The following is a 24,262-nucleotide window of genomic DNA, read 5'->3' on the forward strand; positions in this document are numbered from 1 at the left end:
TGGAAATTCCTGCGGCAGATTAAAAAACGCTGTTTTTGCAGCAAAAAGGACATCTGAACCAGAAATACCCTCGTATCTCTCGTTCAGATGTCCTTTTTATTTTTCGTATGTATTCCTATTCCTGTACCTGCACGCCTCGTGGACCTACATGGGTGGCGAATACCACCTGGGTACTGGTCTTGCCGAACTTCTGGAGCTGGCCGAGGAAGCTATCGAGCTGCATTGTGCTCTCGAAGGCAACCTTCATGATCACGGAGTATTCTCCGGTAACGCTGCTGCACTCTAAGATGTTCGGGATTCCTTCCGCGTAGTTATAGAATTTCTGCTTGTCCTCCGGAAGCACGTTGAGGTTGATGAAGGCGAGGATGTGATATCCAAGCTTCATCGGATCGATCTGTGCCTGGTAGGATGTGATGATTCCATCTTTTTCCAGTTTTTCAATTCTTGCTGAAACCGCCGGGGAAGAAAGGAATGTCTTCTCCGCGATCATTTTCAAGGACGCTCTCGCGTTATGCTGCAGGATCTGCAGAATCTCCCTGTCAATATGATCCATAATTATCTCCTTTGTTCCGGTTTTCAAGTATATTTAGCTGTGTCATATGCCCGGAACTCCTTATCTATATACAGATAACCGTTCAGCCGCGCCGCATCCCTACGGCAGACATCTGTGATATCCAGACCACCAAACGATTCCTGCGTTCATGTTTTATCTATGCTGCCCGACCGTATTTTCACGGATCCAGCACTGTTTTAAAGGCACCCGGCTGCTGTCAGTCTGGTATTTCAGATCTCCCCGTGGAACACTTCCGCCGCCGGACCTGTCATAAATACAGTGTCCTTTTCTCTGTCCCAACGGATCAGAAGGTCGCCGCCGAGCAGTGTCACGCGGACTTCATCGTCAGTAAGACCGTTTAAGATGCAGGCGACCGCCGTCGCGCAGGCACCTGTTCCGCAGGCAAGAGTCTCTCCGGAACCACGCTCCCAGACACGCATATTTACATGTCCGCGGTCTACGATCTCCACGAATTCCGTGTTGGTGCGGTCCGGGAATTTTTCGTGGACTTCAAAGGACGGGCCGATCTTTTCGATCTCCATATCCTTGATTCCATCCATAAATACCACCGCGTGGGGATTTCCCATGGACACGCCGGTAAAACGGTACTCTTTTCCATCCACCGTGATCGGCTCCCCGATCTCGGAGGTCTGCACCGGACGCCCCATATCCACCGTCACAAGCTCTACCTTGCCGTCTTTTAATTTCATAGACAGATGCTTGATTCCGGATGCAGTCTCCACGTCGATCTCCGTCTTATCCACGATTCCGTGGTCATAGGCGTATTTTCCGACACAGCGAATCCCATTTCCGCACATGGCACCCCGGGATCCATCCAGATTGTACATGTCCATCTGGCAGTCCGCAACCCTTGACGGCTTAATTAAAATCAATCCGTCCGATCCGATTCCGAAATGGCGGTCGCTGACCATCTTTGCCGTCCCGCAGGGATCTTCCACAGTCTCTTCAAGACAGTTTACATAAACATAATCATTTCCGATGCCCTGCATCTTCGTGAATTTCATATTTTCTCTCCTATATGCTCCATCCCCTGTGCGAGGATCGTCTGGATGTGACCGTCCGCAAGAGAGTAGAGAACGCTCTTTCCTTCCCTGCGGAACTTGACAAGGCGCATCTGCTTCAGGATCCGAAGCTGGTGGGAGATCGCAGACTGTCCCATTCCGAGAAGACTTGCAATATCGCACACACATAACTCCGACTGGCTGAGTGCATACAGAATACGGATCCTTGTGGAATCGCCGAATACCCGGAAGAATTCCGCAAGATTCTGGAGCTCCTCGCCTTCCGGCATCACGTCCATCACCCGTTTTACCACCTTGTCGTGGACATGAATAAACTCACAGTGCGGGGCGATCTTTTCGTCCTCTCTGATACCCATGTTCCTGCTCCTTTACTGCTGCTGCCGCAGGTCATACGGACAGCAGTTCTTTCCACGCAGTTAGCGCACGAGAAGTTTGCTTACTTCGTACTGCTCCTCCGGGATGTCTTTCTTCATATTCAGTGCCTCCTGGATGTCGAAATCCACGAACTTGCCGTCCTTGTAGGCTACGATACGGTTGCTCTTTCCTTCCGCCAGAAGTTCTGCAGCTCTCGCACCCATGATGGACGCGTAAACACGGTCCTTACAGGTCGGTGTACCGCCTCGCTGGATGTGGCCAATGATGGTGGCACGGGTCTCGATACCTGTCGCCGCCTCGATCCTTCTTGCCATGGAAGTGGAGTGTCCGATTCCTTCAGCGTTGATGATGATGTGATGCTTTTTGCCGCGCTTTCTGTTCTCAATGATCCGGTTGATCAGGTACTGCTCATTGCCGTCGTAGCGCTCCGGAAGGAGAATATCCTCCGCGCCGTTGGCAATACCGCACCAGAGAGCGATATATCCGGCATTTCTTCCCATAACCTCGATGATACTGCAGCGCTCATGGGAGGTGGAAGTATCACGGACTTTATCGATGGCTTCCATCGCTGTGTTTACAGCGGTATCGAAACCGATCGTATAGTCGGTACAGGCGATATCAAGGTCAATGGTTCCCGGAAGACCGATCGTGTTGATTCCGAGAGCGGAAAGCTTTCCGGCACCGCGGAAGGAACCGTCTCCTCCGATCACAACGATACCATCGATACCATGTTTCTTACATACCTCAGCGCCACGCTTCTGGCCTTCCTCAGTTGTGAACTCCTCACAGCGGGCTGTGTAAAGGATCGTACCTCCGCGGTTGATCGTGTCCGCAACGCTGACGCTGTCCATATCTACGATTTCTTCCTGAAGGAGTCCGGCGTAGCCACGCATGATTCCTTTTACCTTCAGGCCTTTATTGATAGCGGTTCTTACAACCGCACGGATTGCCGCATTCATTCCAGGGGCATCTCCGCCGCTGGTCAATACTCCGATCGTTCTGACTTCTTTCTTTGACATATGGGTTTCCTCCATAAAAAAATTCTGTCAATCATTCGCCGTACACGTCCTTATTTTAATGTAACTGCTCAGTTTTTTCGCAGTCACATGCAAAAATCCATTCCGGATCGACTTCGCCGATGGGATTTTTGCCTTCCAGCCAATGTTCTCTTACGGTCAGCGCAGTGAATGCACAGACCTACCAAACAGTTACATTTTAATACACTTTGCCCTTCTTTTCAATGACCTTTTGCACAACTTTGACATTTTTTTCACCAAGGATCTTATACAGGCGGTTCAGAAGATCCAGCCCTGCGAGGACTGCCCAGTTTTCGGAAAGTCTGCGCATTTTCCGTTCTTCTTTTAAATACAAAATGACCCGGTCTTTTCCGTCGGAATCACGGAGTGCCGCCATGACATCGTCGATGTGGCTCGCGTAGAATGCCTGATTTTCGAACTGAAGCCAAAGCTCATTCGGGATATCGGTGAACGGGATCACTTCCTCGCAGATCAGCTTTCCTACCGGGTCATCACCGATGGACGCCCGGCCGCGGATAAACACCTTGTTTTCCTCGGTGAACGCCTGACGGTTCTTCTCGTAGATCTTCGGGAACACGAGAACTTCCACCGTGCCCACAAGATCCTCAACGGTGATGAATGCCATGAGCTGGTTCGTCTTTGTAGTCTTCACCTTTTTCGACGTGATCATTCCGCCGATGACCACATTGGAATTATCCTCCACAATGGTCTTTCCGACCTCATCCACAACGAAATCGGAAGTTCTCGCCGTCACATTTTTCTCCCAGAGTTCCCGGTATTCCTCCATCGGATGACCGCTGACATAGATGCCGATGGTCTCCTTCTCGAATGCCAGAAGTGTCTGCTTGTCATACTCGCCCACATCCGGGAACGTGATATGGAAGTTGTCCTTTTCCTCCTCCGGGGCGATGTCAAAGAAGCTCATCTGACCTTCCATGACCGTCTTTTTCTCTTTTGACTTGCTCTCCAGAAGGTCGCCGGAGACGATAAGCTTCTGCTTTCTCGTTCCCGGAAGTGTGTCCAGGGCACCAGATTTAATGAAGCTCTCCAGCGTTCTCTTATTGACTTCCTTGTTGGACATTCTGGACACAAAATCATCGAGGTTTTTGAAGAGACCGCCGCTCTCACGCTCAGCGATGATCACGTCCACCACGGCCCGGCCCACACTCTTGATGGCGGAAAGTCCGTAACGGATACCGTTTCCGGATACGGAGAAGCCGCTGTATCCCTCGTTGATATCCGGCGGCAGGATCGGGATTCCCATGTTCCGGCAGGCGAGAATGTACTCGGAGACCTTCGTGGTGTTGTCCATCACGGAGGTCATGAGCGCCGCCATGAATTCCTTTGGATAATAATATTTTAAAAACGCGGTCTGGTATGCAACCACCGCATAGGCCGCCGCATGGGACTTGTTGAAAGCGTACTTTGCGAAGTCCGTCATGTCATCGTAAATCTGGTTTGCCGTCTTCTCGTCGATCCCGTTGGCGATACAGCCCTTTACGCCCTCTTCCTCATTTCCGTAAACAAAGTTCTGGCGCTCCTTCGCCATGACCGCTGCCTTTTTCTTCGACATGGCACGGCGCACAAGGTCGCTTCGGCCGAGGGTATATCCGGCGAGATCGCGGACGATCTGCATGACCTGCTCCTGGTAGACGATACAGCCGTAGGTCGGCTTTAAGATCGGCTCCAGCTGCGGGCAGGTGTAGGTGATGGATTCCGGGTCATTCTTTCCCTTTAAATATTTCGGAATAAAGTCCATTGGACCCGGACGGTACAGGGAGATTCCGGCTATGATATCCTCCAGGGTAGTCGGCTTCAATTCCTTCATGAAGGTCTTGAAGCCGCCGCTTTCCAGCTGGAACACGCCCTCGTTCTTTCCTGTTCCGAGAGAATCCATGACCTTTTTATCATCATAATCGATGTGCTCGAGATCGAGCTTCACACCGCAGTTCTTTTCGATCATCTTCACCGCGTCCTGGATGACAGTGAGTGTGCGGAGTCCCAGGAAGTCCATCTTTAAAAGGCCCAGTTCTTCCAGCGTCGTCATCGTAAACTGGGTCACGATGGTGCCGTCGGCACCTCTCGATAACGGGACATACTCGTCAATGGAGGTCCTGGAGATCACGACACCCGCCGCGTGCATGGAGGTGTGGCGCGGGAGTCCTTCCAGGCGCTTTGACATGTCGATGAGCTTTCTTACCTGCTCATCTGAATCATATAGCGCCTTTAATTCCGGGTTTTTCCTGAGTGCCAGGTCCAACGTGATATTTAATTCCGCCGGGACCATCTTCGATACCTGGTCGCAGAGGCTGTAGGGCAGGTCCATGACACGCCCCACATCGCGGATCACGCCGCGGGCCGCCAGGGTACCGAAAGTGACGATCTGGGCCACCTGGTCCTTCCCGTACTTTTCCACAACGTAGTCGATAACTTCCTGACGGCGCTCGTAGCAGAAATCCACGTCGATATCGGGCATGGATACTCGTTCCGGGTTCAGGAAACGCTCAAAGAGGAGCTGATACCGGATCGGGTCGATGTCCGTGATCTTTAAGCAGTACGCCACGATACTTCCCGCCGCGGAACCCCGCCCCGGTCCCACAGCGATCCCATGGGATTTCGCGAAGTTGATGAAATCCCACACGATCAGGAAGTAGTCCACGTAGCCCATGCTCTTGATGGTTCCGAGTTCATAATCCAGGCGGGCGCGGAGCGTTCCGTCATCATTCGGATAGCGCATCGCGAAGCCCTCATCGCAGAGGTGGTTTAAATAGCCCCAGGAATCGTAGCCCTCCGGCACATCGAATCTCGGGAGTTTTGTGACACCAAACTCGATCTCCACGTTGCAGCGCTCCGCGATCTTGTGGGTGTTCTCGATGGCTTCCGGGGCGTATGGGAAGAGTCTGCGCATCTCCTCCTCGGACTTCACATAGTACTGTCCGCCCTCGTAGCGCATACGGTTCTCGTCGGAGACCTTTTTCCCTGTCTGGATACAGAGCAGGATATCATGGGCCTCCCAGTCCTCGGCGTTGATATAGTGGCAGTCGTTTGTCGCCACAAGCGGGATATTTAATTCTTTTGAGAGTCGCATGATCCCCTGGTTTACCTGGCGCTGCATCGGGATCCCATGATCCTGAAGTTCAAGGAAATAATTGCCCTCGCCGAAGATCTCCAGATGGCGTTTTGCAGCCGCCTTCGCGTCCTCATAGAGACCTTTCTCCAGATATCTCGGGACTTCTCCGGCAAGGCAGGCGCTTAAAGCGATGATTCCCTCGTGGTACTCCCGCATGACCTCCTCGTCGATCCTCGGTTTATAATAGAAGCCATCCACAAAGCCTTTGGAGACGATCTTCATCAGGTTCTGGTATCCTGTATTGTTTTCCGCGAGAAGGACCAGATGGTAGTAACGGTCCTCGCCGTGTACAGTCTCGCGGTCAAATCTTGAGCCCGGGGAGACATACACCTCGCAGCCGATGATCGGTTTGACCCCGGCCGCACGGGCTGCCCGGTAAAAATCGATCACCCCGTACATGACACCGTGATCGGTGATCGCCATGCTGTCCATGCCAAGCTCTTTTGCCCGCGCCGCCAGCTCTCCTATTTTACTGGATCCGTCCAAAAGACTGTACTCTGTATGGACATGCAAGTGTGTAAATGCCATCTGTCTCCTCCGTATTTTTTATCATCAATTGCAAAAGGACTGTCACCCCGAAAGGCGGCAGTCCCGTAATGTCACTATATACAGACATGCTTCTTAGTTGTTGCTTAAATATTTTTCAATATCGTTTACTGCTTTCTCTTCGTCCACTCCGTCCGCTGTCACGACCACCTGCTCGCCGACCGGAAGATCAAGTGTCATCATGCCCATGATGCTCTTGGCATTGATCTTTTTGTTGTCGCTCTGGACGTAAATTGTACTCTCATAGCTGCTTGCAAGCTGCACTAACATCGCAATCGGTCGAGCCTCCAGACCAGAAGCAAGTTCGATAGTCACCGTACGTTTTGTCATAATAATCCTCCTCAATTGCACAAAGAATGGCGCTTACTAGTCTCCATTCACGTTTCGGTTCCCTGTTCCCGCAGTTTCTCCGCCATCTCACCAAGCTTCCTCAATCGATGGTTGACACCCGATTTTCCAACCGGCGGTTCCAGGTCTTCGCCCAGTTCCTTCAGCGTCGCTTCCGGTTTTAAAAGTCTTGCCTTTGCAATCTGCGCAAGACCATCTGGAAGACTTTCAAAGCCTACCGTGTCGCGGATAAACTCGATATCCTCGATCTGCTTCACAGCGGCTGACACTGTTTTGTTGATGTTTGCCGTCTCGCAGTTGACCTGGCGGTTGACATTTCCGCGCATCTCTTTCAGGATGCGGATGTTCTCCAGTTCCATCAGTGACAGATGGGCCTCCATCACATTCAGGATATCCACGATCTGGCTCCCCTCTTTAATATATACCACATAATAGCGTTTGCGGATGACAATTTTTGCATCAATGTCAAACGTTGCCATAATGGACTGGATCTGGCGGGCTTTCGCATCTGTCGCGCAGACGATCTCAAAATGGTAAAACTTCTCCGGATCACTGATGGATCCGGATGCAAGAAAAGCGCCGCGCAGAAATGCCCTGCGGCAGCAGGGGTTCTGTACGACCACATTTCCCACAACGGAAAGATTCTCTCCGATCTCTCCGTCCTCCGTAAGAAGTTTTGTGGCTTTCAATACGCGGAGTGCATCCTCATGCTGTTTCACACAGACTGAATAGATCCTGTTTTTTCCCAGATGCGCATTCCGCCGTATAGAGATATCAGTTTCTATATTAAATGTTTTTCTCAATAATGTAAAGCACTTTCTGGCAACTGTCACATTTTCCGTGTGGATCTTGATGCTGTAATGATCGTCCCCGGAAATCTGGATCCGTCCGCAAAGGCTTAAAATCGCCGCAATTTCGGCGATCTGGCAATGCCTTGCCGGACTCATATGCCTGGAAAGCTCTTCCTTGATCCTGGAAGAAAAAGACATACTTACTTTCCTCCATCCTTCCCCGCGTCCCTGTGTTCCAGCCGGATCTCGTACCGCCCGGACTCCGTCAGACGCTTAAATACTTCTCCTGCGATCGTCACCGAACGATGGCGTCCGCCGGTGCATCCGATCGCGATCACGAGCTGCGTTTTTCCTTCCTGTTCATATTTCGGAATCACGAATTCCAGAAGATCATTCAGTTTCTTTAAGAACTCTTCCCCGGTACCACCCTGCATCACATAGTCCTGTACCGCCTGCTCCGTTCCCGTATGGAACCGGAGTTCCTCCACATAGTAGGGATTCGGGAGGAAGCGCACGTCAAACACCAGGTCGGCATCCGCCGGGATCCCATACTTGAAACCGAAACTCACGACTGTGATGAACATGCTGCTGCATCCATCCGCTTCGCTGTAGAGATTTTCCAGCTCATGGCGCAGTTCTTTTGTCAGAAGTCTGCTGGTGTCGATGACCTGGTCCGCCTCTTTTTTTAAGAAGGCGAGCTTCTCCCGCTCCAGCTCGATTCCCTTTTCCACGCGGCCGTTTCTTGAGAGCGGATGGCTGCGTCTCGTCTCCTTGAAGCGCTTGATAAGAACTTCATCGGAGGAATCCAGGAACAGGATCGAGAACGGGTATTTGTTTTCTCTCCATTTCCGGATGATAATCTCCAGATACGGCAGCTCCTCACCGCTTCGGACATCCACACCCAGGGCGATGTCCTGCTTTTCGCTCTGTCCGTTCATGACCAGCTCCGCAAATTTTTCAATTAAAAGGACCGGCAGGTTGTCGGCACAATAGAAGCCCATGTCTTCCAGTGTTTTTAATGCCGTGGTCTTTCCTGCGCCCGACATGCCTGTCACGATTACAAGTCTCAACGAGAATTCCTCCCTGTATTGTGCACCTTTAAAATTCACCTAAGAGTTTTACTTCCAGCTCGAGATCTACCCCGGAACTCTCCTTTACCCGGCGTTTTACCTCATTGCAAAGTCCCAAAATATCCGCCGCCGTTCCATGATCCTTATTGATCACGAATCCGGCGTGTTTCTCGGAGACCGCGGCTCCGCCGACGGAAAATCCCTTTAAACCGGCATCCTCGATCAGTTTTCCGGCGAAATATCCTTCCGGGCGCTTGAAGGTGCTTCCGGCGCTCGGGTATTCTAACGGCTGCTTCTCTTTTCTCTTTCTTGCCAGCTCTTCCATCTGCGACCGGATCACCTCCGGATCGCCAGGTGTCAGCTTGAATGCCGCGCGGACTGTGAAAAGTCCCAGGCGCTCCAGACAGCTCGTTCTATATCCCAACTCCAGCTCCTCGTTTTTCATCAGCTTCACATTTCCGTCCTGGTCCATCACATCTGCCCACAGGAGTACGTTCTTCATCTCGGATCCGTAAGCGCCCGCATTCATCATGACCGCACCGCCGACGGTTCCCGGGATTCCCGCCGCGAACTCCAGGCCGGTGAGCTCCTCTCTCGCCGCCGTGTTCGCAAGCTTTGAGAGCATCACGCCTGCCCCGGCGATGATAATGTTTTCGTTTTTCTGAACTTCTAATTCAGCGAGACGCTCTGTGCTGATGATCGTGCCACGGAAACCTTTATCTCCCACGAGGAGATTGCTTCCGTTGCCGATCATGTACCAGGGCTGTCCTGACTTTTTACAGTCCAGGACCGCCTCGCGGAGTTCTGTCTCTGATTCCGGAATCATGAACCGGTCTGCCGGACCGCCGACGCGGAATGATATGTGCCGCGCCATCGGCTCATTTGTTCTGATTTCCATGAATGTTTCTCCTTTTTATTCGCCTCTTTTAGCGATATTCGCCTGCACGCGGTTGTAGAGCTCCTGGGCCGCGTTGTAGCCCATCTTCTTCTGACGGTAGTTGACCGCCGCGGACTCTACGATTACTGCCAGATTACGTCCCGGACGGACCGGAATGTTGTGGCAGACAACTTTATTTCCAAGGAACTCCGTGTACTGGTCCTCAAGTCCGAGACGGTCGTATTCCTTATTCTTATCCCACTCTTCGAGCTTGATGACCATGTCGATGGACTGGGTATCTTTTACACTCTCGACACCGAACAGGGTCTTCACGTCGATGATGCCGATCCCGCGCACCTCGATGAGATATCTTGTGATATCCGGGGCGGAACCGACGAGAGTTTCATCGCTGACCTTGCGAATCTCCACAACGTCATCACTTACGAGACGGTGTCCACGCTTGATGAGCTCCAGGGCGGCCTCGCTCTTACCGATTCCGCTCTCACCTGTGATCAGAACGCCTTCGCCAAATACATCGACGAGAACGCCGTGAATGCTGATGCACGGGGCAAGTTTTGCCTTCAGCCAGCGGATGACTTCCGCCATGGTATCGGATGTCGGTTTTGCGGAGAGCAGGCACGGAACACCGTAATGACTGCAGAGTTCTGCGACCTCCGACTCCGGTGTCTGGTTTCTGCAGAACACGAGACATGGGATCTTGCTGGAGATCAGCTTGTCATACATGGCGATCCGGCGCTCTCTTGTGAGCCCGGAGAGGTACGCGATCTCCACGTTTCCGATCATCTGTACACGCTCATTGTCAAAATGTGCGTAGAATCCGGTGAGCTGAAGCGCCGGACGGTTCACGTCCGGGTGGGAGACAACGATCTTCTCGCAGTCCAGCTCCGGGGTCAGGTTTTTGAAATCCATTTTTTCTATTAATTCAGCTATTGTAACTCCGTACATGGCATAGTTCTCCTTTCCTGTATCTGGCCGCTGCCTCGAATCATGGCGGCAGTTCTTCGGAACAATTCGCAGCTATTCTATCGATTTAAAATACTGTGTAACTATTCAGTACCTTCATAGTTACACGCAAAAATCCATTCCAGATCAGCTTCGCTGATGGGATTTTTGCCCTCCAGCCTATGTTTTCTTACGGTCAGCGCAGCAAGTGCGCAGACCTACTGAACAGTTACAATACTGTTCTTTTTATCTTATATCCTGTCGGCATCGCTTCTGATATAAATTTACAGCTCTGCGCACAGTTATCTCCATCCTATCATATCACAGGCCGAATGTCACGAGATTTTCCTGCTTCATCCCGTGCATTTACTCCGTGATCTCCGGCGCACGGTCCTTCTCGCGGAAATAGGCGTAGACGCTCTCCGCCGCCCGCTTATTCATGCCCTCCGTGCTCTCAAGCTCCTCCAAGGTTGCATCACGCACCGCCTCCAGGGACTTGAACCGGCGCATCAATGCTTTTCTTCTCGCCGGTCCGATGCCCTCGATATCGTCGAGGACTGAGTGTACCTGTGCCTTGCTTCGCAGACTTCTGTGGTACTCGATGGCGAACCGGTGTGCCTCATCCTGGATCCTCGTCACGAGCTTGAAGCCCTCGGAATGGCGGTCGATGGGGATCTCAACATTATTATAGTAGAGTCCCCTGGTCCGGTGATTGTCATCCTTTACCATGCCGCAGACCGGAATGTTAAGCTTCAGTTCGCTCAGCACACTCAGCGCGATGTTCACCTGTCCGCGGCCGCCGTCCATGAGGATCAGGTCTGGGAACCGCGTAAAGCTTCCGAAGCTTCCATCCGGCGCTTCCGCCCCGTCTTCCTGGTTCTTTCGCTCCTCTTCCAGCTCCTCCATGCCATGGGTGAACCGGCGGGTCAGCACCTCTTCCATGGACGCGTAATCGTTGGGTCCCTGGACGGTCTTTATTTTAAATTTCCGGTAATCGTTCCGCTTCGGACGTCCGTCCTCGAAGACTACCATGGAACCAACGGACTCGAAACCGCTGATATTGGAGATATCGTAGGCCTCCATCCTGCGGACTTTTTCCAGCCCCAGCCAGTCTCCCACCTGGTTCATGGCGCCGATGGTCCGGAGTTCTTCTCTCTTGATCTTATCCTTATCCTGGTCAAGCACAAGCTTCGCGTTCTTCTGCGCAAGCTCCACCAGTCGCTCTTTCTGGCCTTTTTTCGGGATCAGGAATTTTACCGCCTGACCGCGGCGTTTCGTGAGCCACTCTGCGATGAGATCCATCTCCGGAAATTTTTCCTGCACCCATATCTCTCTCGGGATAAATGGAGTTCCCGCGTAGAACTGTTTTACAAAGCTTCCGATGATCTGGTAATTGTTGTCTGCCGTGGATGCGGAGACACGGAAATGTTCCCGGCCGATCATCTTTCCATCCCGGACAAAGAATACCTGCACCACAGCGTCCGCGTCGTCCCTCGCCATGGCAATCACATCCCGGTCTTCCATGCTATGGCTCGTGATCTTCTGCTTCTGGGCGACCTGCTTCACGCTGTTTAAGAGTTCCCGGTACTCGATAGCCTGCTCGTACTCCATCGCGTCGGAGGCCGCCATCATCTTTTCCTCCAGCATCGTCAGCACCGGAGTGTACTTTCCGTCCAGAAATTCGATGACCTCGGAGACAGATTTCTTATATTCCACCTCGGAAATATAGCCCTGGCACGGCCCTGAGCACTGTTTGATGTGGTAGTTCAGGCACGGACGTTCCTTTCCGATGTCCTTCGGAAGATTCCTGCTGCATGTCCGGAGCTTCCAGAGCTTGTGGATCAGGTCGATGGTGTCCTTCACCGCTCCGGCGCTGGTATATGGTCCGAAATACCGGCATTTGTCCTTTTTCATGGTTCTGGAGAACAGGACTCTCGGGAACGGCTCGTCCGTAGTGACCTTGATGTAGGGATATGTCTTGTCATCCTTTAACATCGTGTTGTACCGCGGGCGGTGTTCCTTGATGAGGTTGCACTCTAAAACCAGGGCCTCCAGCTCGGAGTCCGTGATGATATACTCGAATCTCGCGATCCTGGATACCATCTTCTCGATCTTGGCCGTCTTGTTCCGGCTGCTCTGGAAATACTGGCGCACACGGTTCTTCAAGCTTATGGCTTTTCCTACATATATGATCTCATCGTGCTTATCATGCATGAGATAAACTCCCGGCGATGCTGGGAGTTTTTTTAATTCTTCTTCAATATTGAAAGGAATATCATTCTCTGTCAACGCAATCTCTCCCCGTCAAACTTTCTGATCATCGCAAGGTGGCGCTTGATGAACATGATCTGGGATCCAACATCATCGCAGCCCACCGGCGGATGGATGTCCAGAACCATGCAGATATCATCCAGTTCTTTCTGGGTTGCATGGGTCTGGAGCTTTGTCAGGCATTCCAGCATCAGATCATAGTTTTTTTCGTCCATGGCATCGAAGAAGTCCAGGAGCTCCTGGTTGACGGGCTGGTCTTCATCTGGGGCCTGGGCGGTGGTGTTTTTGGCGCTGCTGTCGCTGTCTGCCGACGGCTTCTGTTCTGCTGGTGCCTGCCGCACTGGCTGAGCTGCATTCTGAGCGGAATTTTCCGCATTCTGTGGCTTTACAAGCCGTACTCTCTCAAACCGATACTTCTGCACCGCATCCGGGTATTTCTCCCGGTCGACTTCCTCTAAAAACATGTCAAGCGGACGCACCCAGATCTTGAAGTCCCCGTAGAGCGCCTGGTAGACTACCATTTCTTCCCCGGTCTCTGAGTGGGTCGCAACCGCGATGATCTGATATAACTTATTTTTAAAGTGCCGGTAGAATTCTCCCGGCACTGGTGTTTTACGAATCTGATTCATTTTGTTCTCCATTTTTACTGTTGAGCTGTTTCGGGCTCTGTCTCGGCAGATGTTTCTCCACCATCCGAACCGGCTTCGCCTTCGCCCGAAACTTCCGCTGCCGCTGCGCTGCTTCCGTCCCCGGAAAGTCCCTCTAAATGGTACTTATTCACCGCGCTCCACAGCATCCACTCCTCGTATCCTGCATCCTGGACGGCGCGGACTTCCTCCGCGACCTCAGCATCACCGTAGGTGATATAATTTCCTTCCCCGAGATATGTGGCTGTGAAGTCCTGAAGCCACGGGCGGACGATCGCCTGGCGGCTCTCATGGTTGTCGGCTCTAGACGCATCCAGCAGGACCTTTCCAGACTTCTGAAGCGCCCCGAAGATCGTTTTATACGGTTCCGTATCCGGGTGTTCCAGCCCGAAGTTTCCAGAGCTGTAGTGGGACGGGTAGATCATCGGGCAGATATAGTCGAGAATCTTCGCCATCTCCGTATAATTCTGTCCGACGGCAGTGGAATCCACGCCGCTTCCGATGATCGTGCCGAACACATCCGCAGAGACGAAAAGTCCCTGGGACGCGAGATTTTCATATAAATAATTGGTACACTCCAGGATCGTATCCGTCTTGGAACGCCCCCGGATCACTGCTTCGTCGTAGACGACCTGACCTGCCGACGCCTCGTTCGGGAATCTCAGATAGTCGAGCTGGACCTCATCAAAGCCGAGATCTTTTGCCTCTGTTCCGACTTCCAGAAGATAATCCCAGACCTCCTGGCGGTACGGATCCACCCAGTACATTCCCTGGCGGTCCTGGTACAGGCTGCCGTCCGGCAGTTTCAGGCTCCACTCCGGTTTCTTCTCCGCGAGATAGGAATCCCTGAAGGCCGCGACTCGCGCGATCACATAGAGATCCTTCTTCTTGAGGCTCTCGATCAGGCTTTTCATGTCCCGTACATACGGGATACTGGCACCGATCTCGTTCACTGTCGCCGCATCCACCGGACATGTGATCCGTCCCTGATCCTCCTTAAAGTCTATGACCACCGCGTTGATTCCCGCAGTCAGGGCCCCGTCCAGAACACCGTTTAAGACTTCCTCATTTCCGGCCACCGGCCCCGTAATGTAGATGCCGCGGACCTTCTTCGCCTCGCGCCCCGGAAGCGCCGGGTTCGAGGAGTCAACGATCCGCACGGAGATCGTCTTATTTTTATCTTCCCCGGCATCCTCGATCACCAGGACACCGCTGGTCTCCTGGGTGCTCTCCGCCGCAGCTGTTGTCCCTGCTGTCTCAGTCTCCTCCGCCGCCGGTCTGCTGCATGCCGATAACAGGAACAGACCCGCCATGGAGAACGCAAATAGCATTTTTTTCATGTTCGCTCATCCTTTATTTCAATCCACAGTCAGTAATTTCACGGAGACTGGCACATTTATTGATTCCTTGTCAACAGGGAATACTGATTTTTCTCCGTCACTACTGCCATTAAGTTTTCCTGCAGTTTATTTCATCATCTGCCAGGAGATAAGAACTCAAGTTACCACCATAATATCATAAGTATATGGATTTGGGAAAGAAAAATTAAAAAACTACTGTTCAAAATGAGGTTTTTGATGGATAATAGATAGATAGGTACGAACGGCTGCCAAAAGCCGCAGGTACGAAAACTTTTTGAAAATGATCCGGATGTCTGCCCCACAGCTGTTTCAGCCGGATGTCTTTCCTGGAAACTCCAGACCGGCTCATTTTCATTTAATATGACTATTAAGAGGAGAAAAACAAATGATCAAGCAGGGTTTCGACAACGACAAATACCTCGCCATGCAGTCTGACCATATCCGCGAGAGGATCAGCAAATTCGGCGATAAATTATATCTGGAATTTGGCGGCAAACTGTACGATGATTACCATGCATCCCGTGTACTTCCGGGCTTCGAGCCGGACAGCAAGCTCCGCATGCTCATGCAGCTGGCTGACCAGGCAGAGATCGTCATCGCCATCAATGCCGCTGATATCACAAAGAACAAGGTCCGCTACGATCTGGGCATTACATACGATCTGGATGTACTGCGCCTGATCCATGTATTCACCGACCGCAGACTCTATGTCAGCAGTGTCGTAATTACCCGCTACGTTGACACACCGGCGATCCAGCAGTTCAAACACAAGCTGGAGAAGCTTGGCCTTAAGGTATACCGCCACTATGAGATCGACGGCTATCCGAGCAACATTCCGCTTATCGTCAGCGATGAAGGTTACGGAAAGAATGACTATATCGAGACGACACGTCCACTCGTTGTCGTTACAGCTCCGGGGCCGGGAAGCGGAAAGATGGCGACCTGCCTTTCCCAGCTGTACCACGAAAATAAGCGCGGCGTAAAGGCCGGATACGCGAAATTCGAGACATTCCCGATCTGGAACCTGCCGTTAAAGCACCCGGTAAACTTAGCTTACGAGGCCGCAACTGCAGACTTGAACGATGTGAACATGATCGACCCGTTCCATCTCGAGGCTTACGGAAAGACCACCGTCAACTACAACCGCGACGTTGAAATCTATCCTGTGCTCAGCGCCATCTTTGAGGGAATCTTCGGCGAATGCCCGTACAAATCCCCGACCGATATGGGTGTCAACATGGCCGGTCTCTGCATCTTCGATGACGAGGCATGCCGCGAGGCTTCCTGCCAGGAGATCATCCGCCGCTACTACCAGGCTCTTGAGAAGGTCGTAAAAGATGATTCCTGCCAGAACGAGGCATACAAGATCGAACTGATCATGAAGCAGGCAAAAATCTCCCCGAAGGACCGCGTCGTTGTTCCTGCCGCTGTAAATCTTGCGAAAGAGACAGATGCCCCGGCTGCTGCCCTGGAACTCCCGGACGGAAAGATCGTTCTCGGTAAGACAAAGGAGCTCCTCGGCGCTTCCGCTGCCGTTCTCTTAAACGCAGTGAAGGAGCTGGGCGGAATCGACCACTCCATCGACCTGATCTCCCCGGAGTCCATCGCTCCGATCCAGGAATTAAAGGTCCGTTACCTCGGCAGCGGCAACCCGAGACTGCACACCGATGAGGTGCTCATCGCCCTCTCCACCTGTGCTGCTACCGACGAGAACGCAAGGATCGCTTTAGAACAGCTCCCGAAGCTCCGCGGCTGCCAGGTACACACAACAGTTATGCTGTCCAATGTGGATAAGAATGTCTTTAAGAAGCTCGGCATCGGACTTACCTGTGAGCCGGTGCAGGAAGATAAGAAAATTGGGTAATTCCTAGATTGCAAAGACCGCCGTCTGCCAGTAGGATGTCCTGCGACAGACGAGCGGTTCTTTTTTCGTCCGACACTCTGTTGAAACGCAAAGTTTGTCGAAAAAAATGATTGCCTTTTCGACAGAATGTACCTACAATAGGTGGGAAGAAAACTTTGGAGAATCAGATCATGAATCAGAAATCAAGAAATGCACTTTACGCAGGCCTCAGCACTGTTTTTGCGGTCATGCTCGCGAATCCGGCTATCGCCTATGCCGGAACATGGTCCAACGCGGGCGGACCGAACCAGTGGAAATACTGTACCGATGACAATACAAGCGCCGCCGACGGCTGGTACTGGATCGACGGGGATCAGGACGGCTTGGAGGAATGCTATTATTTCGATAAAAACGGCTTTATGATGGCGGACACAAGAACACCGGACGGTTTCCAGGTAAATTCCGACGGATTCTGGACCGTAAGTGGACAGGTACAGAAACGTGAAACGCCGGTGCAGGACCTTCCAACCGGACTTCATGAACAGGAAGGCAGGCTTATCTACCGCGACGAGGGCGGCGAGCTCGCTGCGAACGCCTGGAGAAGCTCGAACGGAAGCTGGTACTATTTCGACGCTGCGGGTCATGCCGTCAAGGGATGGCAGTATATTGACGGATACAAATTTTACTTCGATGAGAATGCCTGCACACTGGTTCAGAACCTTGAGGGCATCCTCTCCGCACAGTCCTTCCAGATCGTTGTGGACCGTGCCCGCTGCCAGGTAACCGTATATGCCCCGGACGATGGAAACGGATATATCATTCCTTACCGGACCTTTATCTGTTCCCCGGGGAAAGAAAATTCCCAGACTCCAACGGGAACCTTTAAAACCACACGCAAATACCGATGGCATGCCCTCGTCGAGTCCACATACGGTCAATATTGTACAAGACTCGGCAACACCAGCATCCTCTTCCACAGCGTCCCGGGAAAGACCACAAGCATTCACAACATTACCGCTGAGGAATACAACAAACTCGGCGCTCCTGCCTCCCACGGCTGCATCCGCATGACCGTTGCCGACTGCAAATGGATCTACGACCACTGCCCGTCCGGCACTGTCGTCACCGTAGGCGACAATCTTCCAGCACCGTTTGACAGACCGGAAGCCGAGAAGATTCCGGAAGGTCAGGATTGGGATCCTACGGATCCGGAGATCGGATAAACTATTTACAAAAAGGACCTGACGTTCGCAGGTCCTTTTTGTATTTCAACTGCTTCAATTGCTTAGTTCTCTTTTCCACCAATAGAACGGCTGCCATATTATTTCACTGCAATTTCTGAATATTTATACCAAAGCATTCTGCTCCTTCAATATTTCCCTGACATGCTCGATCTCCGCTCTTTCATCCACCGCCAGACACGCCGCCCCGACGCCTGCTGCATGCCCGGTCGCAAAGCATGTTCCCATAACACGCACAGCCGCAAATGCCGCCTCATCCGCCGAGATCATTCTCCCTGCCCCAAACAGATTTTTCACATTCTCCGACTGAAGTGCCCCGAGAGGAATGTCAAAATAGCTTCCCGACTTCACTTCCATATAAGTCGCCATCTTGTTGACATCCCTGTGAATCTCCGGTTTCCATCCGCCCCGGGCCACACCGTCCGGGCGCTTTCTCCCGGAGATCACGTCGTCCGCCGTGATCGTCTCCTTTCCCACCAGCTTTCTCGTCTCCCGAAAACCGATCGATGGTCCGATCACCGCCAGCTCACTGTGCTCCATTCCCGGCATATAAGTTCTCAACGCCTGGATATACCCGAGCACCTGTTTCCTCGTCTCCCTCTCCATCCGTGTCATCTCTTCCGCTGAAAGTCCTTCCGGAATAATGCTCGGAAGAAGTACATGGACGATCCCAGAATTTTCCATTTTGAGAATAAATCCTTTTTCTCTGGTAAGGTTTCTGATTCCTTCTGCCTTCGCTCTCACCACTGCCCGCTCAACCGCCGCCGGTGACAGATCCACATCCGCTGCCACACCGCTCAGCCGGAAAGTCAGCGTCGCTGCCTGCGGATGTCCGCCATCGGTTCCCCATATGAGCTTCGCACCAGCAAGTCTGGACAGATTTGCGTCTCCGGTTGCATCCACGAATGCCTTTGCCGAAACGGTAAACAGACCCTCATCATCCGCACACTGAATCGTCCGGATCTCATTCTCCACAGTCTCTGCGCCAATCAGCACCGTATGTAAAAAATAATCCACATGCTCCTTCTCCAACAGGTTGTCCAGTGCACATTTCAGATACTCCGGCTGAAAGATAATATCCCGGTTCCCGGATGCGGAAATCTCCTCGGCGATCGTCGGCCCAAGTGCCCTCATCTCATCCAGCACAAGCTGCCCGATCCCTTTCACCACCCGCACCGGATCCGATCCGCATGTATAAAATCCACAGAAGCAATTAACCCCTGAGTTCGCCGCCTCTCCGCCGAGATAAGCATTCCGCTCCACCAAAAGCGTTTTCGCTCCCGCCTTCGCTGCTCCGACTGCCGCGGCCACACCTGCAGTACCGCCGCCAACAACTACTATATCATATTGATAGGAACGCTCCATATCAAGATTCACTCCTTTTTGTAAGCACATGTTGTCAATCAAGTCAGAGCCACTACTCCCGCCGACATGAATTTACGATGATTCACGATCGGAAAAAGGTGTGGCTTATCTGACCAGGGTGAACTACCCATTGTCTTAAGCTAATGGGCTTCCTGATTCATCGACCTCGTAACCTACTATCTCCACAGGCGTTAATTTGGGCAGTCCCTGCCCTATATATTTCTTTATGCTATTTGTCTTAATCCTTCTGTCAGTATATTTTTCGCGGCATTGATATCCCTGTCATGTTCTGCTCCGCATTTCGGACATATCCATGTCCTCACTGACAAATCTTTTGTATCTGGATTCTGATACCCGCAAACAGAACATAATTGACTACTGGCATAAAATGTATCTATTTTGATGTATTTCCTGCCATTCCATTTTGCCTTATACTCTAACTGTCTTGTCAGCTCATACCATGATACATCACTTATGGCTTTTGCCAGATGATGATTTTTTACCATGTTTTTTATCTGTAAATTCTCTGAAACTATCACTTGGTTTTCGCTGATAATCTCATGTGAAACTTTATGTAGATAATCTTTTCTTATATTCCTTATTTTCTCATGGCATAATGCTATCTTTTTCTTTGTTTTATAATAGTTCTTGCTTCTCTTTCCTTTATGTGACAGTTGCCTTTGCAGCTTTACAAGCTGTTTCTCGTATTTTTTTATAATTTTTAGATTCCCATATACCTTCCCATCGGAAGTAATACATAAATCTTTAATTCCTAAATCGATTCCTATGTTATGATTTGTATGTGCCAGTTCCTTATGCTCCGTTTCTACAAGTATGGACACATAGTATTTTCCACTGGAAACCTGCGAAACGGTCGCTGACTTAATCTGCCCACGATATTCCCTGTGTAACCTTGCTTTTACCGCTTTTAATTTTGGCAATTTTATCTTCCCTGTCTCAAAATCTACCGCAATATTTCCATTTGTGAAGTTTGTTGTGTATGATTTATGGTTATCGTGTTTGCTCTTGAATTTCGGATATCCCGCATGTTCCTTAAAGAATTTTTGATATGCGGCGTCCATGTTATAGATTGCGTTGGTCAGAGCAAATTTATCTATTGCTTTTAACCATTCATAGTCTTTCTTTAATTCTCTGTTACAGTAATTATTACAATCCGTTTTACTAACTGCCTTTTTCTCTTTCTCGTATATTTCTTTCCGATATGCCAATGTCTGATTGTAAACAAAACGGCAACAGCCAAATGTTTTTGCAATCTGAATTCTTTGTTCGCTATTAGGATATATCCTGTATTTATATGCTTTTAACACCCACTGTCGCCACCTTTCTACCCTTGATTTTCTATATATTTTCTCAATATCTATTCTGATACATTTCCTACACTGCAGACAAAATGTCCGTCCGTCCAAAAAGTATGTTCTTTCGTAACTATTCAGTAGGTCTGCACACATGCTGCGCTGACCGTAAGAACACATAGGCCAGAAAGCAAAAATCCCATCAGCGAAGCTGATCTGGAATGGATTTTTGCTCGTAACTATGAAGGCACTGAATAGTTATGTTCTTTCCAGAAATGTTTTCGTAGATAATCCGGATATCTTTTCCAAATATGATAGGTTGTATAACTCTTCATCAGATTTACTATTTTACTGATAGACATTGTTGGTTCTGTTTCTATCATGTAATGAATATGATCTTTATCTGCCTCCATATATCTGATAATGACTTTATGCTTTTGACATATCTCATAAGAAAACTGCTTTATATCATCTGATATTTGTTTTGACATCAGCAATTTCTTTCTATACTTGCATACGAAAATAATATGATACTGTAACAAATATTTGTGTCTGTTTTTTGATTTTCACGTTCCCATAACGCAAGTATAGCACAAACCTCCACTTCCGGCTACCTTAACCCACCGTCTAAAGCCAGCGGGATTGCGGTAGCCCTATTTCAAGTCGAAATATTTGCACAACTATAACAGAAATTTTAAAAGTCCCTGACACCCGGCTGTCACATCCCGCCAGGTATCATCAAAATTCCCGGTATACCACGGATCCGCCACATCCGGCACCTTATCCGGGTTCCGCTTTCCGGCTTTAAGCTCCTTCCAGCCATCCCCGGCAAATTCCAGCATCTTATAGATCTTCTTCTCGGGATCACCGCCCGCGATCTGCGTTATATTCCGGATATTCGCCTGATCCATCCCGATCAGATAATCGAATTTCCGGTAATCCTCCCTCTCCATACATCTCGCGGTCTTTCCCGCGCAGGAGATGCCTGCCGCCGCCAGCTTCTTTCGCGTTCCTGGATGTACCGGATTTCCGGTCTCCTCATAGGAGGTCGCCGCGGATTCGATATAAAATTCAGCGGAAAGGTTGTGTTTTGCCACGAGGTCTTTAAAGTAGAACTCGGCGAGCGGGCTTCGGCAGATGTTGCCGAGGCAGATAAATAGTATTTTTATCATTGTTTTGTTTCTCCTTGTTTTGCCCCGGAATGCCCTGTTTTAGCAAGGGTTTCCGGGGTTATTGTGATATGCTCTGAAATTACAGATTGTGGCAAATCAGAGCAAGATTGAGCAAGTTGTTACTACCTGTTAGTAGTAAATTTGGTAGTAAAATGGGGTTAGATCACTACTAAGAATTTTTAATTTCAATTTGTGGCTTACACTCTTTATCTTGAATTTTTTGACGTGTTCCATCAATATGTTCTTCCCTCCAATCATTCACCATTTTGTAAACACATAAGTTCCGCTGCAAATTATCCAGAAGTTCAATCCCCACATAATTTGTGCAGGAACCTAATGCGAATGAACCTGTTGCTTTCTTTGAATTTCCGAAACATTGTTTCAGGAATCTATGACTTAACTAATGATATATTTTGTACCCTTGCCTTTTCCTTCCACTGTGATCACACCTTTTTCGCACATACCTTTCAGTATCTTTGTTGTCTTTGATTTACCAAAAGGTACATACGGTGCAACTTCGCTGATCGGCTTCAGCATCGTCTTGCTCAAAAGCTTATAAACTACAATTTCATCTTCTGTCAGATCAGCATTTTTTTCAAATATCGGAAGCACAATTTTTATAGCATTTTCCGAAACTTCAAAATCCGGTTTTATCAAAGCTTCCGCATAGAGTTGTTTTATTCTTGTAATTCCCGTTCCAAATATCTCTACGAATCCTAATCTATAAAATACATTGGCAAGATTTCTATTTCTTAAAACAGAAAGCTTTCCAAACAGATATTCTTCCTCTGTGATTCCAGACGGTAATCCACCAGGAGAAACAATTTCGATTCGATCATCAAACATCGAAACTCTGATTTGTGAATCCACATCCCATACTCTATGAATCAGAGCATTGGCGATTGCTTCTCGAAAAGCAGCTTCCGGTATTTTCTCCATTTTCTTTCGATCGGCACCTTGTATTACTTCGTATTGATAATAGTCTCTGAATACCTCGATTGCCTTTTCATATACCTCTAAAACCGATACATTTTCAAAGGTTGATCTCTTTTGAATGATACTGATATTTTCTCCGAATTTGACAATATCAATTCCGGGGAAATGATTTTTATCTGCCAAAATTCCTGCCGCATTATTGAATCCATTTACATCGTCATATAAGTTTAATGTTTTCAGCGTATCCTTATCAAAATTTTCAATCCGTACAGTTTCTTTCAGTTTACGATGTAAAATTTCAAAGGACAGTTCCTGATCTTTGCAAGGCAATTCTTCAAATCGAATGTTCTTTCCATCCAATACCAGCCTTGAAAACTCCAGAGTGTCTACTTCTATCGTTGCTGTATCATTCCGCTTGTAGGCTTTTGATTTATATAGATACGGCTTCTGAAGTCCACTTTTCACAGTAAGTTTTATCGTCTGGTCATTATTCTGTATTTCAAGCGTATAGTCCGGCTGCGGTGTAATGCTGTCATTGATTTTATTTTCAATATCCAGACAAGCTTGCTTGACATCCGGCAAACCTTTTATATTTCCATCATCATCTACACCAAAAAGAATGGTTCCGCCATCATAATTTGAAAAGGCACTGACTGTTTTTAAAAATGTGTCCGTAATCGTTTCCTTGAACTCCACTATTCTTGTTTCACGCATATCAATCGCCTCCATTTCGTTCTTATTGAATATATTATATGCAGAAATACGCAAAAAGGCAATCGTATTTTTTTACGATTGTTTTTTTGATTGTCTTATATTCATAATGTAAACTTCCTCGATAATTAACTCTCGTCTCTGAACGGCGAGGATGCCAAGCGGAGCGTCGGAAAAAGCTGAAGCTGTTGGATATCAATTCCGAGGAAGAAATCAAAGAGCCGCTTCTTCCTAAGAAAGAGGAAATCCCCAGCATGATCCCGGCTGAAGTTGGTCTGGCATACTGCAACAAGCTTTTCTTTTTGGAAAAGCAGTTCCGTGACCTTACTCCGGAAGAGAGAAAAGACAGACGTCAGGAAACAGAAATGCCGGTATGGGAAAGCTTTTATGCATGGTTGGAACAACTCAATCCTGTAAAAAGAAGCAAGCTGGAAAAAGCTGAATATTACGGGTACTTTTACACCACTTGTCCGGATTGAGGGATTCTTCCGCAATTATCCGTTTCTATCTTCCTATATTGACTAAAATGTAGTACAATCAGCGTAGCAAGGTAAAGGTCAAACCACTCGCCTTTCACTAAAACCATTTTTAGTGCATACTTGAGAAAACCAATAGATTTTTTCAAGGAGGACTAAAGACTATGGATCAGTGTACCCACGAAGTCCGTGC

20 protein-coding genes and 2 pseudogenes are annotated in these 24,262 nt (G+C 49.6%); 3 read left to right on the plus strand and 19 right to left on the minus strand.

All coding sequences use genetic code 11. The annotated features are described in order from the left end of the window. Positions 1-115: 115 nt before the first annotated feature. From ABCW45_RS15305 to ABCW45_RS15365, 13 genes are all read right to left on the minus strand, one after another. A complete protein-coding gene (locus ABCW45_RS15305; RefSeq protein ID WP_015552591.1) occupies positions 116-553 on the minus strand; it encodes an Lrp/AsnC family transcriptional regulator in 438 nt (145 codons plus the stop codon). Positions 554-783: 230 nt separating this feature from the next. Continuing rightward, on the minus strand, positions 784-1,578 hold the full coding sequence (gene dapF / locus ABCW45_RS15310; RefSeq protein WP_117503422.1) for a diaminopimelate epimerase: 795 nt from the start codon (positions 1,576-1,578) through the stop codon (positions 784-786). Next, complete coding sequence (locus ABCW45_RS15315) at positions 1,575-1,952, minus strand: ArsR/SmtB family transcription factor (protein WP_015552593.1); 378 nt, start codon at positions 1,950-1,952, stop codon at positions 1,575-1,577. The genes dapF and ABCW45_RS15315 overlap by 4 nt, the downstream gene beginning before the upstream one ends. 60 nt (positions 1,953-2,012) lie before the next feature. Beyond that, positions 2,013-2,990: a 6-phosphofructokinase gene (gene pfkA, locus ABCW45_RS15320; protein ID WP_015552594.1), complete on the minus strand. Its 978-nt coding sequence runs from the start codon at positions 2,988-2,990 to the stop codon at positions 2,013-2,015. Between the two features lie 196 nt (positions 2,991-3,186). Next, complete coding sequence (locus ABCW45_RS15325) at positions 3,187-6,666, minus strand: DNA polymerase III subunit alpha (protein WP_343221124.1); 3,480 nt, start codon at positions 6,664-6,666, stop codon at positions 3,187-3,189. Positions 6,667-6,759: 93 nt separating this feature from the next. Next, positions 6,760-7,014 (minus strand): HPr family phosphocarrier protein, encoded by a 255-nt coding sequence (locus tag ABCW45_RS15330; protein WP_015552596.1) that lies wholly within the window; start codon positions 7,012-7,014, stop codon positions 6,760-6,762. A 47-nt stretch (positions 7,015-7,061) separates the two neighbouring features. Beyond that, positions 7,062-8,021 (minus strand): DNA-binding protein WhiA, encoded by a 960-nt coding sequence (gene whiA, locus ABCW45_RS15335; protein ID WP_021905251.1) that lies wholly within the window; start codon positions 8,019-8,021, stop codon positions 7,062-7,064. A 2-nt stretch (positions 8,022-8,023) separates the two neighbouring features. Next, entirely contained in the window at positions 8,024-8,893 is an 870-nt protein-coding gene (rapZ, locus tag ABCW45_RS15340) for an RNase adapter RapZ (RefSeq protein ID WP_117470045.1), read from the minus strand. 28 nt (positions 8,894-8,921) lie between these two features. Then, positions 8,922-9,791 (minus strand): UDP-N-acetylmuramate dehydrogenase, encoded by an 870-nt coding sequence (murB, locus tag ABCW45_RS15345; RefSeq protein WP_343221125.1) that lies wholly within the window; start codon positions 9,789-9,791, stop codon positions 8,922-8,924. A 15-nt stretch (positions 9,792-9,806) separates the two neighbouring features. After that, positions 9,807-10,736 carry an HPr(Ser) kinase/phosphatase gene (gene hprK / locus ABCW45_RS15350; RefSeq protein WP_343221127.1) on the minus strand — a complete coding sequence of 310 codons (930 nt, stop codon included), beginning with the start codon at positions 10,734-10,736 and terminating at the stop codon, positions 9,807-9,809. A gap of 363 nt (positions 10,737-11,099) precedes the next feature. Continuing rightward, the gene (uvrC, locus tag ABCW45_RS15355; protein ID WP_343221128.1) at positions 11,100-13,022 is read right to left on the minus strand and encodes an excinuclease ABC subunit UvrC; all 1,923 of its coding nucleotides are present in this window, start codon (positions 13,020-13,022) and stop codon (positions 11,100-11,102) included. Beyond that, a complete protein-coding gene (locus ABCW45_RS15360) occupies positions 13,019-13,633 on the minus strand; it encodes a DUF1653 domain-containing protein (protein WP_117503418.1) in 615 nt (204 codons plus the stop codon). Before ABCW45_RS15360 ends, uvrC begins: the two co-directional genes overlap by 4 nt. Before the next feature lie 14 nt (positions 13,634-13,647). After that, on the minus strand, positions 13,648-14,991 hold the full coding sequence (locus tag ABCW45_RS15365; protein ID WP_343221129.1) for a putative glycoside hydrolase: 1,344 nt from the start codon (positions 14,989-14,991) through the stop codon (positions 13,648-13,650). A gap of 406 nt (positions 14,992-15,397) precedes the next feature. Between ABCW45_RS15365 and ABCW45_RS15370 the strand changes: the two genes are divergently transcribed. Together ABCW45_RS15370 and ABCW45_RS15375 are read left to right on the plus strand one after the other, a co-directional pair. Beyond that, on the plus strand, positions 15,398-16,876 hold the full coding sequence (locus ABCW45_RS15370) for a DUF1846 domain-containing protein (RefSeq protein WP_425518617.1): 1,479 nt from the start codon (positions 15,398-15,400) through the stop codon (positions 16,874-16,876). Between the two features lie 170 nt (positions 16,877-17,046). Then, positions 17,047-18,078 carry a L,D-transpeptidase family protein gene (locus ABCW45_RS15375; RefSeq protein ID WP_343221130.1) on the plus strand — a complete coding sequence of 344 codons (1,032 nt, stop codon included), beginning with the start codon at positions 17,047-17,049 and terminating at the stop codon, positions 18,076-18,078. Between the two features lie 123 nt (positions 18,079-18,201). Here the strand turns inward: ABCW45_RS15375 and ABCW45_RS15380 are convergent, their stop codons facing one another. From ABCW45_RS15380 to ABCW45_RS15400, 6 genes and pseudogenes are all read right to left on the minus strand, one after another. Then, the gene (locus ABCW45_RS15380; protein WP_343221131.1) at positions 18,202-19,461 is read right to left on the minus strand and encodes an FAD-dependent oxidoreductase; all 1,260 of its coding nucleotides are present in this window, start codon (positions 19,459-19,461) and stop codon (positions 18,202-18,204) included. Between the two features lie 224 nt (positions 19,462-19,685). Beyond that, the gene (gene tnpB, locus ABCW45_RS15385; RefSeq protein WP_343221132.1) at positions 19,686-20,789 is read right to left on the minus strand and encodes an IS200/IS605 family element RNA-guided endonuclease TnpB; all 1,104 of its coding nucleotides are present in this window, start codon (positions 20,787-20,789) and stop codon (positions 19,686-19,688) included. Positions 20,790-20,839: 50 nt separating this feature from the next. After that, positions 20,840-20,902, minus strand: a pseudogene (locus ABCW45_RS15390) (IS200/IS605 family transposase); the annotation flags it as partial. A 111-nt stretch (positions 20,903-21,013) separates the two neighbouring features. Next, positions 21,014-21,340 (minus strand): annotated as a pseudogene (gene tnpA, locus ABCW45_RS17955) (IS200/IS605 family transposase); the annotation flags it as partial. A gap of 114 nt (positions 21,341-21,454) precedes the next feature. Beyond that, entirely contained in the window at positions 21,455-21,946 is a 492-nt protein-coding gene (locus ABCW45_RS15395; RefSeq protein WP_015552606.1) for a low molecular weight protein-tyrosine-phosphatase, read from the minus strand. Between the two features lie 396 nt (positions 21,947-22,342). Continuing rightward, the gene (locus tag ABCW45_RS15400; protein WP_343221133.1) at positions 22,343-23,596 is read right to left on the minus strand and encodes an ATP-binding protein; all 1,254 of its coding nucleotides are present in this window, start codon (positions 23,594-23,596) and stop codon (positions 22,343-22,345) included. 185 nt (positions 23,597-23,781) lie between these two features. On the opposite strand from ABCW45_RS15400, the gene ABCW45_RS15405 reads away from it, so the two are divergent. Next, complete coding sequence (locus ABCW45_RS15405; RefSeq protein WP_117515933.1) at positions 23,782-24,072, plus strand: IS66 family transposase; 291 nt, start codon at positions 23,782-23,784, stop codon at positions 24,070-24,072. The last annotated feature ends 190 nt before the right edge of the window (positions 24,073-24,262 follow it).

Source organism: Pilosibacter fragilis (assembly GCF_032490495.1).
Classification (GTDB): domain Bacteria; phylum Bacillota; class Clostridia; order Lachnospirales; family Lachnospiraceae; genus Pilosibacter; species Pilosibacter fragilis.